The sequence below is a fragment of the Streptomyces sp. NRRL F-5123 genome (genome assembly GCF_000721495.1).
Taxonomy (GTDB): Bacteria; Actinomycetota; Actinomycetes; order Streptomycetales; family Streptomycetaceae; genus Actinacidiphila.
This window is the reverse complement of record NZ_JOHY01000034.1, coordinates 35,339-51,314: the sequence shown is the minus strand read 5'-3', so window position 1 is coordinate 51,314 and position 15,976 is coordinate 35,339. Positions and strand designations below refer to the sequence as shown.

Genomic DNA, 15,976 nt, shown 5'->3' with positions numbered 1-15,976 from the left:
CTCCGTCACTGGTAGAGGGTCCCCGTGTTGAGCACCGGCTGGGCCGCGCGGTCGCCGCACAGCACCACCAGCAGATTGCTCACCATGCTCGCCTTGCGCTCCTCGTCGAGCTCCACGATGCCCTGCTCGGTGATCCGGGCGAGGGCCGACTCGACCATACCGACCGCGCCGTCCACGATGGTCTGCCGCGCGGCGACGATGGCGCCCGCCTGCTGGCGCTGGAGCATCGCCGAGGCGATCTCGGGCGCGTACGCGAGGTGGGTGAAGCGCGACTCGATGATCTTCACGCCCGCCGACCCGACCCGTACCGCGATCTCCTGCGAGAGCTGCTCGGTGATCTCCTGGGCGTTGCCGCGCAGCGAGAGCGAGTCGCCGTCGTGGGCGTCGTAGGGGTATTTGGTGGCGATGTGCCGGACCGCGGTGTCGGTCTGGATGCCGACGAACCGGACGAAGTTGTCGACCGCGAAGACCGCCTGCGCGGTGTCCTCGACCTGCCACACCACGACGGCCGCGAGCTCGATCGGGTTGCCGTAGGCGTCGTTGACCTTCAGTACGGCCGTCTCGTGGTTGCGCAGCCGGGTGGAGATCTTCCGGCGGCGGGTGAAGGGGTTCACCCAGCGCAGCCCGTCCTGCCGGATGGTGCCCTGGTAGCGCCCGAAGAGCTGGGTCACCCGCGCCTCGCCCGGGGCGACCTGGGTGAGGCCGAAGAGCGTGACGAGCGCGCACAGCACGATCAGCACGCCGAGCAGGATCTCCGCGGTGGCCCCCGCGCCCGGCTCCTTGTGCGCGCTGGTGCCGCCGAGCGCGATGAGCGTGACGCCGCCCGCGACGACGACGAGTGCGAGAAGCATGAACGGCAGCCCCGACATGCCGAGCGCCCGCCGCTCGGTGAAGCGCGGCGCGGGCAGCAGCGGCGGGCCGTCGGGTGCGGGTGCGGTGGCTGTGTCGGCGGCGGTGGCCGAGGGCTTGTGCTCTGACATCGGATTCCCCCTGTGGTCCCGAGGTGGTGCCCGGTCGTGTCCACGACCGTTGGTCTAGCAAAGTGATATCACAATTCCCCGGCCGGGCCCACCCCGGGCGCGGTGCAGCCCCGAGGCACGGGGCGTCAGCACGTGTCCTCGGGGCTGCGGTCCTGCGGGGAGGGGGTGTCAGGCGGCCTTGAACGCCGCCGCGATCCGGTCGCCGGTCTGCCGGTCGATGCTGCGCCAGTACGCGAACGCGCGCTCCAGCACCGGCGCGCTCACCCCGTCGCCCAGGTGCCCGACGACGTTGCCGACCAGTCGGTCCCGCGCCGCGTCGTCCATGACCTCGCGCACCAGCGTGCCGGGCTGCCCGAAGTCGTCGTCCTCGCGGTGCAGCGTGTACGCCTCGCGCACCATGTCGCCCGCCGCCTGCCAGCCGGCGATGTCGCCGTACGCCGTGGGGGAGGCGGCAGGGCCGCCGTAAGAGTTCGGCGCGTACGGGGCGCCCACGCGATTCGGCTCGAAGCGCATCGGGCCGTCCTTGGCGTAGGAGTGCACGGGCACGTGCGGGCGGTTGGGCGGGAGCTGCGCGTAGTTGGGGCCGATCCGGTAGCGGTGCGTGTCGGGGTAGGAGAAGAGCCGTCCGAGCAGCATCTTGTCCGGCGACGGGCCGACGCCCGGCACCATGTTCGAGGGCTCGAACGCGGCCTGCTCGATGTGGACGAAGTAGTCCTCCGGGTTCTCGTCCAGCGTCATCCGGCCGACCTCGACGAGCGGGTAGTCGCCCTGCGGCCACACCTTCGTCAGGTCGAACGGGTTGAAGCGGTAGTCCGCCGCGTCCTCGAACGGCATGACCTGCACCTTGAGCGTCCACGACGGGTGGTCGCCGCGCGCGATGGCCTCCCACAGGTCCTGCCGGTGCGCGTCCGCGTTCTCCCCGGCGAGCGCGTCGGCGTCCGCCTGCGTGAGGAAGTCGATGCCCTGGTCGGTCTTGAAGTGGTATTTGACCCAGAACTTCTCGCCGGCGCCGTTGATCCACATGTACGTGTGCGAGCCGTAGCCGTTCATGTTCCGGTACGTCTTCGGGATGCCGCGGTCGCCCATCAGCCACGTGACCTGGTGCGCGGACTCCGGCGACAGCGTCCAGAAGTCCCACTGCATGTCGTTGTCGCGCAGCCCGTTGTCGGGGCGGCGCTTCTGGCTGCGGATGAAGTCCTGGAACTTGATCGTGTCGCGGACGAAGAAGACCGGGGTGTTGTTGCCCACCAGGTCGTAGTTGCCGTGCTCGGTGTAGAACTTCAGCGCGAAGCCGCGCGGGTCGCGCCAGCTGTCCGGGCTGCCCTGCTCACCGGCGACCGTCGAGAACCGGGCCAGCATGCGCGTCTCGCGCCCCGGCTGGAAGAGGTCCGCCTTGGTGTACTGGCTGACGTCGTTGGTGACCCGGAAGCGGCCGTACGCACCGCTGCCCTTCGCGTGCACGACCCGCTCGGGCACCCGCTCGCGGTTGAACTGGGCCATCTTCTCGATGTTGTAGTGGTCCTGGAGCAGGATCGGCCCGTCGGGACCGAGCGTGAGGGAGTGCTCGTCGCTCTCGACGGGAATGCCGGCGTTGTTCGTGGTGGGGGGTACGTTCGTCATACTTCCTCGCCGCGGATGAGGGTGGAGTTGCCCTCACCGTCGCACCCTCCCACGGCCCCGGCACTCCGAGCGCACCCGTCCGCGCGGCCACCCGTTTGTCGGACATGGCCTACAACGGCAGCTCGAACCACACCACCTTGCCCGCACCCAGGCGGGTCGCGCCCCACCGCTGGGCCATGCGGTTGACGAGGTAGAGGCCGCGGCCGCCCTCCTCCTCCGGGGCGGCGTGGCGCATCCGGGGGAGGAGCGGGGCGTCGTCGCCGACCTCGCAGCGCAGCACGTCGGTGCGCAGCAGCCGCAGGGTGATGGGCCGTTCGGCGTACCGCACCGCGTTGGTGACGATCTCGCTCACCAGCAGCTCGGCCGCCTCCAGCTGGTCCTCCAGGTCCCAGCGGCGCAGCGCCTGGCGGACCAGGCGGCGGGCCCGGCCGGGGGTCTGCGGCTGCGGCTCCAGGAACCAGTACGCGACGTCGCTCGGCGCGATCCCGTCGAAACGGGCGGCGAGCAGCGCGATGTCGTCGTCCCGGTCGCCGGGCCCGAGGATCTCCAGCACCTCGTCGCACAGCGGCTCCAGCGGCGGCGGCGAGACGACGGACGCGGCGTCGTGCAGCCGCTCGCGCAGCAGCTCGATCCCGCCCCACACGTCCCGGGAGCGGGACTCGACCAGGCCGTCGGTGTAGAGCAGCAGCGTGGCGCCCGCGGGTGCGGGCAGCTCGACGGCCTCGAAGGGCACCCCGCCGACGCCGATGGGCGCACCCGGCGGGACGCGCAGCACTTCCGCGAGCCCGTCGGCGTGCAGCAGCACGGGCGGCGGGTGGCCCGCGTTGGCGACGACCAGGCGGTGCGCGATCGGGTCGTAGACGGCGTAGACGCAGGTGGCCATGCGGTCCTGGCCGAGCCGCTGGGCCTGCTCGTCGAGGTGGTAGAGCACCTCCTGCGGCGCGAGGTCCAGGCCCGCCAGCGTCTGCACGGTGGTGCGCAGCTGGCCCATGATCGCCGCCGAGGTCATGGAGTGGCCCATGACGTCGCCGACGACGAGCGCGACCCGGCTGCCGGGCAGCGGGATCGCGTCGTACCAGTCGCCGCCGACCCGGGCGGACTCCGCCGCGGGCAGGTAGCGGCTGGCCAGCTGCACCCCGGTCGGCTGCGGCAGCGAGTCCGGCAGCATCTCGCGCTGCAGCGCGTCGGCGATGTACGCCTCGCGCCCGTAGAGCACGGCCTTGTCGACGCCGAGGGCGGTGTGCGTGGCGAGCTGCGCGGCCACCAGCAGGTCGTCGGTCTCGAACGGGCTGCGCTCGGCGCGCCGCAGCAGCACCGCCGCGCCGATCACCCGGCGGCGGCCGCGCAGCGGCGCGAGCAGTGCGCGGCGGCCGGTGGGCAGCGCGGACGGGTCGTCCTGCGGGATGCCGAGCAGCTCGGCGAGCGCGTCGGCGGCGCGCAGCGAGTCGGCGAAGACCGGCCGCACCCCGCGCAGCACCTCGGCGAGCGGCCCGTCGAGCAGCACGCCGATGGAGTCCCCGGTGCCGCCGTAGGAGGACTCCGCCGCCGGCACCAGCGACGGCAGCAGCGGAGAGGCCCCGACCGGCCGGTCGTCGTCCGGTTCGGCCGGGCCTTCGAGGCCGCCGTCCGAGCGGCGCAGCCGCAGCCGCAGCGGCCCGGAGGGACGCTCGTCGCCGACCGGCAGCGGCTCGCGCAGGTAGACCAGGATCGCGTCGGCGAAGGCCGGCACCGCCGAGCGGCACAGGCCCAGCAGGATCTCGTCGAGGTCGACACCGCGGGCGATACGCCGGGTGGCGGCGCCGACATAGCGCAGCCGGTCGGCCTCGGGCCCGGTCTGCGCGGGCATCGGGATGCGCATCGCGCCCGACTCCTCGTCCGCGGGGTGGCCGGCTGCTTCGACGGGGGTGCCGCGCGGCGGGGTGCTCACGAAGGAGTTCAGCGACTCCTCGCCGGCTCGCGGCGCGGCGGGCGGTTCACCACCGGGGCCGCCCGGTTCCTGGCCCTTGCCGGGCAGCCCGGGGCCCCGGTGCCGGGCCGCTTCCGGCGACGCCGGGCGCGGGCGGGCGGGGGCCTCGGCCACCGGGTCGCCGCAGGAGCCGGTACGGGGTTCGGTGCGCGGCTCCGCCGCCTCGTCAGTCTGCTTCTCGGGCAGGCTGTAGCCGCCGCGCGGGTCCGGCGCAGGCGCGGCGGGGGGCCGGGGCGGGCGGGGCGGGTCCGTGGTCACGCGAGTGTTTCCATCCGTCTGGGCGCCACGCGAGGGCCGCGGCGGGCTGGGGGGTGATCGGTACGGCGTTCCTGCCTGCGTGTGTGGGACGTCCGGGGCGCGGGCGTGGTTTCAGGCCCGCCGGCAGCAGAGGTAGATCTGCCGCTCGGGCGGTACGTCCGTGCTGGCCGGCGCGTACGCGTACGCATCCTCCTTGATCACCTCGAAGCCCGCATCCGTGACGACCTTCCGCAGGTCGTCCTGCAGGTAGCCGGACACCCGGACGGTGTGGCCGAGGAAGGGGATGGGCACGTCGTCCACGTCCGCCTCGACCATGGACAGCGCCAGCAGGCCCTCGGGCGCGAGCAGCTCGTGGACCGCGCGCAGCGTCTCCGGGATCTCCGAGCGGCGCAGCATCAGCAGCGAGAAGAAGGCGGCGACGCCGTCGAAGCCGCCGGGCTCCAGCGGCGGGCCGGGCGGCAGGTGGGCGATGTCGGCCTGGAGGTACTCGCCCTCCGGCACGTTCTCCCGGGCCAGCGCGAGCATCCCCGTGGACAGGTCCACCCCGGTGACGCGGTGGCCCGCGTCGACGAGCTGGCGCGCGGTCGGCACGCCCGTGCCGCAGCCCAGGTCCAGCACCCGGGAACCGGGCGGCAGCGTGCCGGCCAGCCATGCGCCGGCCGTCAGCTGGCTCTGCTTGGTCGGGAAGGCCTGGTCGTAGCGGTCGCCGATCGCGTCGAAGGCCCCGGCCTGCTCGGCGCGGCCCCACGGCCGGTCGTCGGGCGGTACGCCGTCCAGCCCCCCGCCGTCACCGTCGCCGAAGCCGTCGAGCGCGTCGAGCCCGTCAGGCCCGCCGCTGCCGCCTCCGGTGCCCTGCGCGCCCTCGGAACCGGCCGCTTCCGGGCCGGCAGGGTCCGCCGGGGTGCTGTGCGTGCTGCGCGTGTGCCCATTCGGCACGGCGCGCTCCTCGCCGCCGCTTCCCACTGCTCAGGGCCTCCCTGACTGCTCTTCCGATGGTGCCGGGCCGCCCGGGGCGGGCCCCGGAACGTATACGGAGCCCGGCGTCCACCGGGCGTACTGGTGACGCGGCGTCAAACTCTAGGCTGAGATCGGCGTTTCTGCGATGCTCCGGAGAACGATCCTACGGTTGCCGCTCGGGGGCGCAACAAGGGGTTCACACCGATCGTCTCGCCCGCCGGACGGGAAGCCCCCGACCGGCGGGAACGCCGGGCCCGCCGGTTCCGCCCGCCGCACCCGGGCCGCCGGGCGCGTCCGGCGTACCGGACGGAGCGGGCGTACCGGACGCGCCCTCGGCCCCGCCGTCCCGCGCGGGGCCGCCCCTCCCGCCGTCCCGCGCGGCGCCCTCGTCCGGCTCGTGGGCCCAGTTGGCGGGCAGCGCCGGGACGGGCCAGGACGGGTCGGGCCGCCAGTCGGGCCAGGGGTCGCGGAAGGGCGGGCCCCACGCCCGGATCGCCTCGACCGCGCGCCGCCCGTCCCGCCGGACCTGCGCCGCCAGCGCGGGCGGCATGAGCCCGTCCGTCTGCGCCTGCGCGAACTCGTCCTCGTCCAGCCAGCGCCAGGCGCGGTCCTGGCGCACCGCGATGTCGAGGAAGTGGTCGACCGAGTCCACCCCGCCCGACCAGCGGCGCAGCGGCTGTTCGAGGTTCACGTACCAGTTGCGGAAGCGCCAGCTCTCGTCCCAGAACAGCCACACCGACCACGGCTCACCCGGACGGGCGAGTTTCAGCACACCGCTGCCCCACCACTTCTCCACCCGGGTGGTGCGCGGCTTGACGTAGCGGGTCGCGAGCGGCTCGCGGTGCACGGGCGTGCCGTCGGTGAGCACCGGGCGCACCACCGGGGTGCCGGGCGCCATCCACACCGCGAGCACGTCCGGGTCGTCGCGCACCACCGTGACCGGGCGCGCGATGTGGAAGCCGTCGTCCGCGCCGTTGCCCCGGTAGCGCCAGAGCACCTGGTCGCCGGGCGCCCAGCGGCCGCCGTTCGGGTCTCCTGCCGGGGCCGCCGCCCCGCTCTCGGTTCGGGCTGTCATGAACAGATCTTACGGATCACGCGTTACGGGCGTGTCATACGCAACACGTCCAGCGCGGTGTCGAGCTGCTCCTCCGTCAGCAGCCCGCGCTCGACGTAGCCGCCGTCCAGCACCGCCTGGCGGACGGTGATGCGCTCGGCGAGCGCCCGCTTGGCCACCTTCGCCGCCTCCTCGTAGCCGATGTACCTGTTCAGCGGGGTGACGACGGAGGGCGACGACTCGGCGTACTCGCGGGCCCGCGCGGTGTTCGCGGTGATGCCGTCGATCGTGCGGTCGGCCAGCAGCCGGCTGACGTTCGCCAGCAGCCGCACCGACTCCAGCACGTTGCGGGCGATGACCGGCAGCATCACGTTCAGCTCGAAGTTGCCCGCCGCGCCCGCGACCGTGACCGTCGTGTCGTTGCCGATCACCTGCGCCGCCACCATCAGCACCGCCTCCGGCACCACCGGGTTGACCTTGCCCGGCATGATCGACGAGCCCGGCTGCAGGTCGGGCAGCGTGATCTCGGCCAGGCCCGTGCGCGGTCCGGACGCCATCCAGCGCAGATCGTTCGCGATCTTCGTCAGGCCCACCGCGATCGTCCGCAGCTGGCCCGAGGTCTCCACGACGCCGTCCCGCGCGCCCTGCGCCTCGAAGTGGTCGCGCGCCTCGGTCAGCGGCAGCCCGGTGGCCTCCGCGACCTCGGCGATCACCGCGGCCGCGAAGCCGGGCGGGGTGTTGATGCCGGTGCCGACCGCGGTGCCGCCGAGCGGCAGTTCCGCCAGCCGCGGCAGCGACGCCGCCAGCCGCTCGATCCCGTACCGCACCTGGGCGGCGTAACCGCCGAACTCCTGGCCCAGCGTCACGGGTGTGGCGTCCATCAGATGGGTGCGGCCGGACTTCACCACGTCCGCGAACTCCGCGGCCTTGCGCTCCAGCGACTCGGCCAGACGGGTGAGCGCGGGGACGAGGTCGCCGGTCACGGCGGCGGTCGCGGCGATGTGCAGCGAGGACGGGAAGACGTCGTTGGACGACTGGCTGGCGTTGACGTGGTCGTTGGGGTGCACCGGGCGGCCCAGCCGCTCGGTCGCGAGCGTCGCGATGACCTCGTTGGCGTTCATGTTCGACGAGGTGCCCGAGCCGGTCTGGAAGACGTCCACCGGGAAGTGCGCGTCCCAGCGGCCTTCGGCGACCTCGCCGGCCGCCGCCGCGATGGCCTCGGCCATGTCCTCGTCCAGCACCCCGAGCGCCGCGTTGGCCTGCGCCGCGGCGGCCTTGATGCGGGCCAGCGCCGCGATGTGCGCGCGCTCCAGGGGACGGCCGGAGACCGGGAAGTTCTCCACCGCCCGCTGCGTCTGGGCCCGCCACTTCGCGGCCGCGGGCACCCGCACCTCGCCCATCGAGTCGTGCTCGACGCGGTAGCCCTCCGCGCCCTGCGCGCCCTGCGAGCCGTCCGTCCCGTGTACGTCCATGGTTACTACAGTGCCCCGCTCCGGGCCTTTGTTCCCGCTGTGCCCGCAGTGCGCACCGGGCGGCCGATGCGTACGGCGCCGGGGCGCGCCGGGGGACGTACGCCGGTGGCGCGGGGCGCCGGGCGCGCCGGGGGCGTCACCCGGCGCCGGGGCTCAGTCGATCGCGCCGCCCGCGCCGTCGGAGCGCCAGCGGACGCCGGGCGCGGCCTCCTCGGGCTCCTCCAGCCAGCCCTCCTGCCGCGGCCGGGGGATCTCGGCGCCGCGCCGCAGGATCCGCACGTCCCGCAGGTGGCGGCCCAGCAGTGCGCCGCCGAAGACCACGAAGCCCACGCCGACCAGCCACGTCACGACCGTCAGGACGGTGCCGACCGGGCCGTACGCGTCGCCGTTGCTGACCATCAGCTGTGCGAAGAAGAGGTGCGAGAAGATCCGCAGGCCGGCCAGCCCCAGCATCGTGAAGACCGCCCCGGGCAGCGCGGTGCGCACCCGCACCGCGCCGTAGAGCAGGAAGCTCTGGCCCCAGGCGAAGAAGACGACCCCGAGGACGAAGGTCGCGGCGATCCGGGCGCCGCGCTCGGCGAGGTTGCTGCCCATCGCCGCGGCGCTCTGCGACTCGCCGAAGAGGTAGGCGGTCAGCACGACCAGCCACACCGTGCGCCGGTAGTCGCGGTGCCAGGGCCCGGACGGCTGGTCCCAGATCTTCCGGTAACCGGTCTCCACGCTGGCCACGAAGGACAGCCCGAAGTACGCGAGCGAGGCCAGGCTCCACGCGCTGGTCGCGCTCAGCACCGTGTTCGGCGCGGCGAAGAGGGTGCGCAGCCGGTGCGAGCCGTCCGGGTTGAGCCCCATGCCGTCCACGACCCACTGCGCGAAGCCCGGGCGGTTCTCCCACGGCGTCGCGGCGGCGACCACCACCAGCAGCGGCATGAGCGTCACGAAGCCCAGTGCGGCGAAAGCCATCGAACGGTGCATCAGCTCGATGTGCATCGCCTGCTTCGTCAACCGCCCGGCCGCGGACCGCCTCCACGCGTTCATCACACCGGCCATGGCACGTCATCCTCCCAGCGTCCTGAGCTGTGGATACCTGCCAGCCTCCCCCGAACGCAACTCGGCCGCCACCGCTACCCCTTACGCCCCGTTTCGCGGGGCAGGGATCACGCGGCGACGGCCGAACGGCACCCGGGCTCAGGCTCCCTGACGCACCGGGATGCAGAAGTCGCTGCCCTTGGCGGCGTTGTCGACTGCCGTCAGGCGACTACGCCCCCTGACGCACCGGGATACTGGTGAAGGTCGGGGCCGGGGCGGGGTCGGTGAAGAAGTCGTTGCCCTTGTCGTCCACCACGACGAAGGCGGGGAAGTCCTCGACCTCGATCTTCCACACCGCTTCCATGCCGAGCTCGGCGTACTCCAGGACGTCGACCTTCTTGATGCAGTCCTGCGCGAGCCGGGCCGCGGGGCCGCCGATCGAGCCGAGGTAGAAGCCGCCGTGCGCGGCACACGCGTTCGTGACCTGCTGGGAGCGGTTGCCCTTGGCGAGCATCACGAAGGAGCCGCCCGCCGCCTGGAACTGCTCCACGTACGCGTCCATGCGGCCGGCCGTGGTCGGGCCGAAGGAGCCGGAGGCGTAGCCCTCGGGGGTCTTGGCCGGGCCCGCGTAGTAGACGGCGTGGTCGCGCAGGTACTGCGGCATCTCCTCGCCCGCGTCCAGCCGCTCCTTGATCTTGGCGTGCGCGATGTCGCGGGCGACGACCAGCGGGCCGGACAGCGACAGGCGGGTCTTGACCGGGTACTTGGTCAGCTCCGCGCGGATCTCGTCCATCGGCCGGTTGAGGTCGATGCGGACGACGTCGTCGTCGAGGTGCTCGTCGGTGGTCTCCGGCAGGAAGCGCGCCGGGTCGGTCTCCAGCTGCTCCAGGAAGACGCCCTCGGCGGTGATCTTGGCGAGCGCCTGCCGGTCGGCCGAGCAGGACACCGCGATCGCCACCGGGCAGGACGCGCCGTGCCGCGGCAGCCGCACCACGCGCACGTCGTGGCAGAAGTACTTGCCGCCGAACTGCGCCCCGATGCCGATCTTCTGCGTCAGCTCGAAGACCTTCTGCTCCAGCTCCTTGTCGCGGAAGCCGTGCCCGGCGGGCGAGCCCTCGGCGGGCAGCTCGTCCAGGTAGTGCGCGGAGGCGTACTTGGCGGTCTTGAGCGCGAACTCCGCGCTGGTGCCGCCCACCACGATCGCCAGGTGGTACGGCGGGCAGGCAGCGGTGCCCAGCGAGCGGATCTTCTCCTCCAGGAAGCGCATCATCGAGGCCTCGTTGAGGACGGCCTTGGTCTCCTGGTAGAGGAAGGACTTGTTGGCGCTGCCGCCGCCCTTGGCCATGAAGAGGAACTTGTACGCGCCGCCGTCGGTCGCGTACAGCTCCACCTGGGCGGGGAGGTTGGAGCCGGTGTTCTTCTCGTCCCACATCGTCAGCGGCGCCATCTGCGAGTAGCGCAGGTTGAGCTTGGTGTAGGCGTCGTAGATGCCGCGCGAGAGGGCCTCCTCGTCGCCGCCCGCCGTCAGCACGTTCTGGCCGCGCTTGCCCATGACGATCGCGGTGCCGGTGTCCTGGCACATCGGGAGCACGCCGGCAGCCGCGATGTTGGCGTTCTTGAGCAGGTCGAGAGCCACGAAGCGGTCGTTGGGGCTGGCCTCGGGGTCGTCGAGGATGCGGCGCAGCTGGGCGAGGTGGGTGGGGCGCAGGTAGTGCGAGATGTCGTGCATCGCCTCGGCCGCGAGCCGGCGCAGCGCCTCGGCCTCGACCTGGAGGAAGGTGCGGCCGCCCGCCTCGACGGTGCTCACGCCCTCGCTGGTGATGAGGCGGTAAGGAGTGGTGTCCTCGCCGAGAGGGAGCAGATCCGTGTATTCGAAGTCGGGCATATCGGGCATTCCTCACTCGGCTGCGTCGTCGCTGAAGCCCCTCCAGCATACGAGCGTCCCCGCCGCCCCCCGCCTGTGAGGTCCGGCTCACCCCGAGGTGTACGGGCCCCCGCGGGCCCCGTCCCCTAGGGGGCGGATGGGGGGTGGCTCCGGCTGTTCCCGGGGTGGTCGCGATCTATCGCGTCCTTGTACCGTGAGCGCGTGGACGAATCCCAGCTCCAGAAGCCCGGACAGCAGCCGGCGGACGCCGCCGAGTCCGCCGTGGCCCCCGCCGCGGCACCGGCCGCCCCCGCGGTTCCGGCGGCCCCCGCCGCCCCGGCCGCCACCGCGGCCCCCGGCGCCGCGGGCCTGCGGGCGTCCGACGCCGACCGGGACCGCGTCGCCGACATCCTGCGCGAGGCGCTCGCCGAGGGCCGGCTCGACTCGGCTGAGCACTCCGAGCGGCTGGACCACGTCTACGCCGCCAAGACCATGGGCGAGCTGGAGCCCCTCGTCGCCGACCTGCCCGCGGGCGTGGCCGCCCACCCCGCCGCGGCCCCGGCGGCCGCCCCGCGCGGCTACGCCGACGGCGGCGGCGAGAACCCGAACCTGGTCGGCATCCTCGGTGGCGCGGAGCGCAAGGGCCGCTGGCGCGTCGGGCACAAGATCACCGCGGTGGCGATCCTGGGCGGCGTCGACATCGACCTGTCCGAGGCGACCTTCACCTCGCCCGAACTCGTCATCCACTGCACCGCCGTGATGGGCGGCGTCACCATCAAGCTGCCGGAGAACGTGACGCTGCGCGGCGGCGGCGTGATCGGCATCATGGGCGGTTCCGACATCAAGGCGTACGAGTCCCCCGACCCCGGCGCGCCCGTCGTACGGGTGGACGGCGTGGCCTTCTGGGGCGGCGTCGAGGCGAAGGCCAAGCGCGGCAAGAAGGTCAAGGACTGGACGAGGAAACAGCTCGGCGACTGAGGCGGCCGGGCCGCCCCGCACCGCGACCGCGGCACCCGGGGCGGATGGTGCGTATGTACGCCACAGCTGCTGCGTGTTCACGCCAACTCCAGGTCAGCGGGGGTGCCTTGGCGCGCTCATGGGTGAACACGGTGCGCATGAAGTCGCGTACAGCGGGTAGGGGAACGGGACACGCAGCTGCGCTGCCGCTGTCGTACGCCGCGCACGGGGAGCAGTCGGCGGGCGGCAGGCGTGGCAGACCACGAGCCGTCGTCAGGAGTATCCCGTGCTTCAACCGATCGAGCCCGTCACGGAACCGACCACTCCACCAGGTCACCCGCGTGACCTGGGCGGGCCCTGGCACTCCGACGCGGCGTGCCGCAGTGACGAGGCCGGCCTGTTCTTCGCGCCCTCCAAGGAGCCGACCGCCGCGCGGCTGGCCAGGGAAGAGGCCGCGAAACGGGTCTGCGCCCGCTGCCCGGTCATGCTGGAGTGCCGCGAGCACGCGCTCGTCCAGCCCGAGCCGTACGGAGTGTGGGGCGGCATGACCGCCGCCGAGCGCCGGGTCGTCCTCGCCCGCAGACGCCGCCGTGAGGTCGAACTGCAGCGCCCGGCCCAGCAGATAGCCGTGGCGGGCTGAACGCCGCGGCGCACGTCCTGCCCGGAAGGCCGCGGGGTCGAGGCGGCCGGGTCCGGGCAGGAGGTGCGTGCGGCGGGCGTACGCGGGGGGCGTACGGAAGCGTCCGGTCACCCGGCAGGGGCGGCCGGGATCCGGTCAGCGCGCCCGGTCGAAGTCGATCGTGCTGTACGCGCGCAGCTTGGACAGCTGGTGCACGGAGTCGATCTGCCGGATCGTGCCGGACTTCGAGCGCATCACCAGTGAGGACGTCGTCGCGGTCTCGCGCCGGTAGCGCACCCCGTTGAGCAGCTCGCCGTCCGTCACGCCGGTCGCCACGAAGAAGACGTTCTCGCCGCTGACCAGGTCTCTCGTCGTGAGCACCCGGTCCAGGTCATGCCCGGCGTCCAGTGCCCGGCGCCGCTCCTCCTCGTCCTTGGGCCACAGCCTGCCCTGGATCGTGCCGCCCAGACACGTCACCGCGCAGGCCGCGATGATGCCCTCGGGCGTGCCGCCGATGCCCAGCAGTATGTCGACGCCGGTCCCTTCGCGTACGGCCATGATCGCGCCGGCCACGTCGCCGTCGGCGATGAACTTGATACGGGCGCCGGTCTCGCGGATCTCCTTGACGATGCCTTCGTGCCGCGGCCGGTCCAGTACCACCACCGTGACGTTCTCCACCGCGCTGCCCTTGGCCTTCGCCACCCGGCGGATGTTCACCGACGGCGGCGCGGTGATGTCGACGAACTCGGCCGCCTCCGGGCCGACCACCAGCTTGTCCATGTAGAAGACCGCCGAAGGGTCGAACATGGCGCCGCGCTCGGCGACCGCCAGCACCGACACCGCGTTGGGCATGCCCTTGGCGGTCAGCGTCGTGCCGTCGACCGGGTCCACGGCGACGTCGCACTCCGCACCGGTGCCGTCGCCGACCCGCTCGCCGTTGTAGAGCATCGGCGCCTCGTCCTTCTCGCCTTCGCCGATCACGACCACGCCGTTCATCGACACGGTGTGCACCAGGGTCCGCATCGCTCTGACGGCAGCGCCGTCCGCGCCGTTCTTGTCGCCGCGCCCGACCCACCGCCCGGCGGCCATCGCGGCGGCCTCGGTGACCCGGACCAGCTCCAGGGCGAGATTGCGGTCGGGTGCCTCGGGAGCCACTTCCAAGGCGGGGGGCAGATTCTGTCCGTTGTGCTCGGTCATCGCAGCGCACCTTTCTGTACGAGGACGGCCGGTGGTTGAGGGTGCCGCCAACCTACCTGCTGCCCGCGAATCTGAGCAGGGCACCCGTCACATGAGCGGGTACGTGCCGTGGCCGCCCGGACGCCCTCCGCGCAGTGTCCGCCCGGCGGCCGACCCGGCGGTCCGGACGCGCCGGGGCATGGGGGACGATAGGGGCGTGGCAGCAGACAAGCGTGGCAACAAGACGGTGAAGGACCTCCTCCTGTCCCTGGCGGTCCTCGCCGTCGTCGTCGCCGTGATCTACCTCTTCGTCCCGCACGACTCCAAGGCCTCGCCGGCCAAGTCGCTCAAGGTCGACTACACCGCCTCCCTGGAGCAGGCCCGGCGCTACGCCCCCTACCCGGTGGCCGCCCCCGAGGGCCTCGGCAAGGACTGGACGCCCACGGGGGACACCTTCGACGCCACGGACCCGCACAAGGTGACCTGGCACCTCGGCTTCGTCAGCACCGACAAGGAGTACGTCGGCGTCGAGCAGAGCAACGCCGCCGCGGCCGCCTTCATCGCCGAGGTCACGCTCGACGGCAAGCGGCAGGGCACGGGCACGGTGAACGCCGGCGGCGTGCAGTGGGAGCAGTGGAAGAGCAAGCGCTACACCGCGCTGGTGCACCAGGAGCAGAGCCACACCACGGTGGTGCTCGGCACCGGCCCGCTCTCCCAGATCACGTCGGTGGCGGCCCTCGTCAAGGAGAGCGGCGGCGCGCAGCAGTAGGGCCGCAAGCGACGCGGCGCCGGAAAGGCCCGCGGGAGGGTGCCGGTCCGGCGCCGGAACGACGAAGCGCCGCCCGCGCGGGGGAACGCGGGCGGCGCGGCATCCGGGGCCCCGTACGGTGACGGGGCCTCTCGCACGTCAGACGGTGGTGACGACCTGGTCGTACTCCAGGCGCGGGTTGCGCGGGAACCAGGCGTCCTCGCCGGGCTTGCCGATGTTGACCACGGCCAGCACCGTGTGCTCGCCGTCGGCGAAGAACTCCTTGTTGATGCCCTCGGCGTCGAAGCCGGTCATCGGGCCGGCTGCCAGGCCCGCCGCGCGCACGCCGATGATGAAGTAGCCCACCTGGAGCGAGGCGTTCAGCGCCGCGGAGGCCTCGCGCACCGGGCGCTCGGAGAAGAAGAGGTCCTTGGCCTGCGGGAAGTGCGGGAGGACGGTCGGCAGCTCCTCGTGGAACTCGTTGTCCGCGGCCAGGATCGCCACCAGCGGGGCGGTGGAGGTCTTCGGCTGGTTGCCCTCGGCCATGTTCGCCACCAGGCGCTCGCGGGCCTCGGGGGAGCGGACCAGTACGACCCGCAGCGGCTGCTGGTTGAAAGCCGTCGGGGCGTACTTGACCAGGTCGTAGATCGCCTGGACCTGCTCGTCGGTCACCGGTTCGTCGGTGAAGGTGTTGGCGGTGCGGGCCTCGCGGAAGAGCAGGTCCTGGGCGGCGGGGTCGAGTACGAGCGTCATGGTTTTCCTCTTGGGGGGAGAGTCGTTCTGAGCAGTCGGTACGCGGTGTCCCGTCGTGGGACACCGGATCCAACATGTGTGAACACTCAACCATTCCGCGTTCAACTGTGACGCCGGTCACACCCTTCATGCCGGTGACCAGGCATTCTGCCCCCGGACGGGCTCATTCCGCGTCGGGCTCGTCCCCCTCCGGCTCCCCGGCTGCCTCCCCCGCGCCGGCCTCCGCGTCCGCCGCGTCCTCCGCGGCGAGGGCGGCGTCCAGCCGCTTGCGGGCGCCCTCCAGCCAGCGCCGGCACACCCGCGCCAGCTCTTCGCCCCGCTCCCACAGGGCGAGCGACTCCTCCAGCGTGGCGCCGCCCGCCTCCAGTCGGCGCACGACATCGATCAGCTCGTCCCGGGCCTGCTCGTAGCCCGGTGCCGCGGTGGTGGTGTCCTGGTCTGCTCCCATGCGCCCAGCCTAGGGGCGCCCACGGACAGCCCCGCCCCGGCCGTCCGCCGCGTCAGCCGTCCCCCGTCTCAGCGGGCG

Annotated in this window: 13 protein-coding genes and 1 pseudogene; 3 read left to right on the top strand and 11 right to left on the bottom strand. The window is 73.0% G+C overall.

The genetic code is table 11. The features are described from left to right. Window positions 1-5 precede the first annotated feature (5 nt). The 8 genes and pseudogenes from IH54_RS0124250 to IH54_RS0124215 all read right to left on the bottom strand — a co-directional run bounded on the left by IH54_RS0124250 (window position 6) and on the right by IH54_RS0124215 (window position 11,218). Window positions 6-980 carry an SPFH domain-containing protein gene (locus IH54_RS0124250; RefSeq protein ID WP_031520409.1) on the bottom strand — a complete coding sequence of 325 codons (975 nt, stop codon included), beginning with the start codon at window positions 978-980 and terminating at the stop codon, window positions 6-8. A gap of 168 nt (window positions 981-1,148) precedes the next feature. Beyond that, window positions 1,149-2,600 carry a catalase gene (locus tag IH54_RS0124245; protein WP_031520407.1) on the bottom strand — a complete coding sequence of 484 codons (1,452 nt, stop codon included), beginning with the start codon at window positions 2,598-2,600 and terminating at the stop codon, window positions 1,149-1,151. Window positions 2,601-2,709: 109 nt separating this feature from the next. After that, the gene (locus IH54_RS0124240) at window positions 2,710-4,824 is read right to left on the bottom strand and encodes an ATP-binding SpoIIE family protein phosphatase (RefSeq protein WP_052397807.1); all 2,115 of its coding nucleotides are present in this window, start codon (window positions 4,822-4,824) and stop codon (window positions 2,710-2,712) included. Between the two features lie 111 nt (window positions 4,825-4,935). Beyond that, window positions 4,936-5,601: a class I SAM-dependent DNA methyltransferase gene (locus IH54_RS0124235; protein ID WP_031520403.1), complete on the bottom strand. Its 666-nt coding sequence runs from the start codon at window positions 5,599-5,601 to the stop codon at window positions 4,936-4,938. A gap of 571 nt (window positions 5,602-6,172) precedes the next feature. After that, window positions 6,173-6,856 (bottom strand): annotated as a pseudogene (locus IH54_RS0124230) (DUF402 domain-containing protein); the annotation flags it as partial. Between the two features lie 23 nt (window positions 6,857-6,879). Continuing rightward, window positions 6,880-8,307, bottom strand: a complete 1,428-nt coding sequence (locus IH54_RS0124225; RefSeq protein ID WP_052397806.1) for a class II fumarate hydratase — start codon at window positions 8,305-8,307, stop codon at window positions 6,880-6,882. Between the two features lie 153 nt (window positions 8,308-8,460). Further along, window positions 8,461-9,354 carry a YhjD/YihY/BrkB family envelope integrity protein gene (locus IH54_RS0124220; protein ID WP_063762364.1) on the bottom strand — a complete coding sequence of 298 codons (894 nt, stop codon included), beginning with the start codon at window positions 9,352-9,354 and terminating at the stop codon, window positions 8,461-8,463. Between the two features lie 208 nt (window positions 9,355-9,562). Then, window positions 9,563-11,218 (bottom strand): fumarate hydratase, encoded by a 1,656-nt coding sequence (locus IH54_RS0124215; RefSeq protein WP_031520394.1) that lies wholly within the window; start codon window positions 11,216-11,218, stop codon window positions 9,563-9,565. Between the two features lie 201 nt (window positions 11,219-11,419). On the opposite strand from IH54_RS0124215, the gene IH54_RS0124210 reads away from it, so the two are divergent. Then, entirely contained in the window at window positions 11,420-12,175 is a 756-nt protein-coding gene (locus IH54_RS0124210; RefSeq protein ID WP_043182056.1) for a DUF1707 domain-containing protein, read from the top strand. A gap of 265 nt (window positions 12,176-12,440) precedes the next feature. After that, window positions 12,441-12,794: a WhiB family transcriptional regulator gene (locus tag IH54_RS0124205; protein WP_031520390.1), complete on the top strand. Its 354-nt coding sequence runs from the start codon at window positions 12,441-12,443 to the stop codon at window positions 12,792-12,794. 135 nt (window positions 12,795-12,929) lie between these two features. Here IH54_RS0124205 and glpX read toward each other — a convergent pair whose 3' ends face one another. Further along, window positions 12,930-13,970: a class II fructose-bisphosphatase gene (glpX, locus tag IH54_RS0124200; protein ID WP_031520388.1), complete on the bottom strand. Its 1,041-nt coding sequence runs from the start codon at window positions 13,968-13,970 to the stop codon at window positions 12,930-12,932. Between the two features lie 196 nt (window positions 13,971-14,166). Between glpX and IH54_RS0124195 the strand changes: the two genes are divergently transcribed. Then, window positions 14,167-14,718: a DUF4245 domain-containing protein gene (locus tag IH54_RS0124195; RefSeq protein WP_052397805.1), complete on the top strand. Its 552-nt coding sequence runs from the start codon at window positions 14,167-14,169 to the stop codon at window positions 14,716-14,718. 138 nt (window positions 14,719-14,856) lie between these two features. Here IH54_RS0124195 and IH54_RS0124190 read toward each other — a convergent pair whose 3' ends face one another. Continuing rightward, the gene (locus IH54_RS0124190; protein WP_031520384.1) at window positions 14,857-15,450 is read right to left on the bottom strand and encodes a malonic semialdehyde reductase; all 594 of its coding nucleotides are present in this window, start codon (window positions 15,448-15,450) and stop codon (window positions 14,857-14,859) included. Between the two features lie 163 nt (window positions 15,451-15,613). Beyond that, on the bottom strand, window positions 15,614-15,898 hold the full coding sequence (locus IH54_RS0124185) for an exodeoxyribonuclease VII small subunit (RefSeq protein WP_031520382.1): 285 nt from the start codon (window positions 15,896-15,898) through the stop codon (window positions 15,614-15,616). Window positions 15,899-15,976 lie beyond the last annotated feature (78 nt).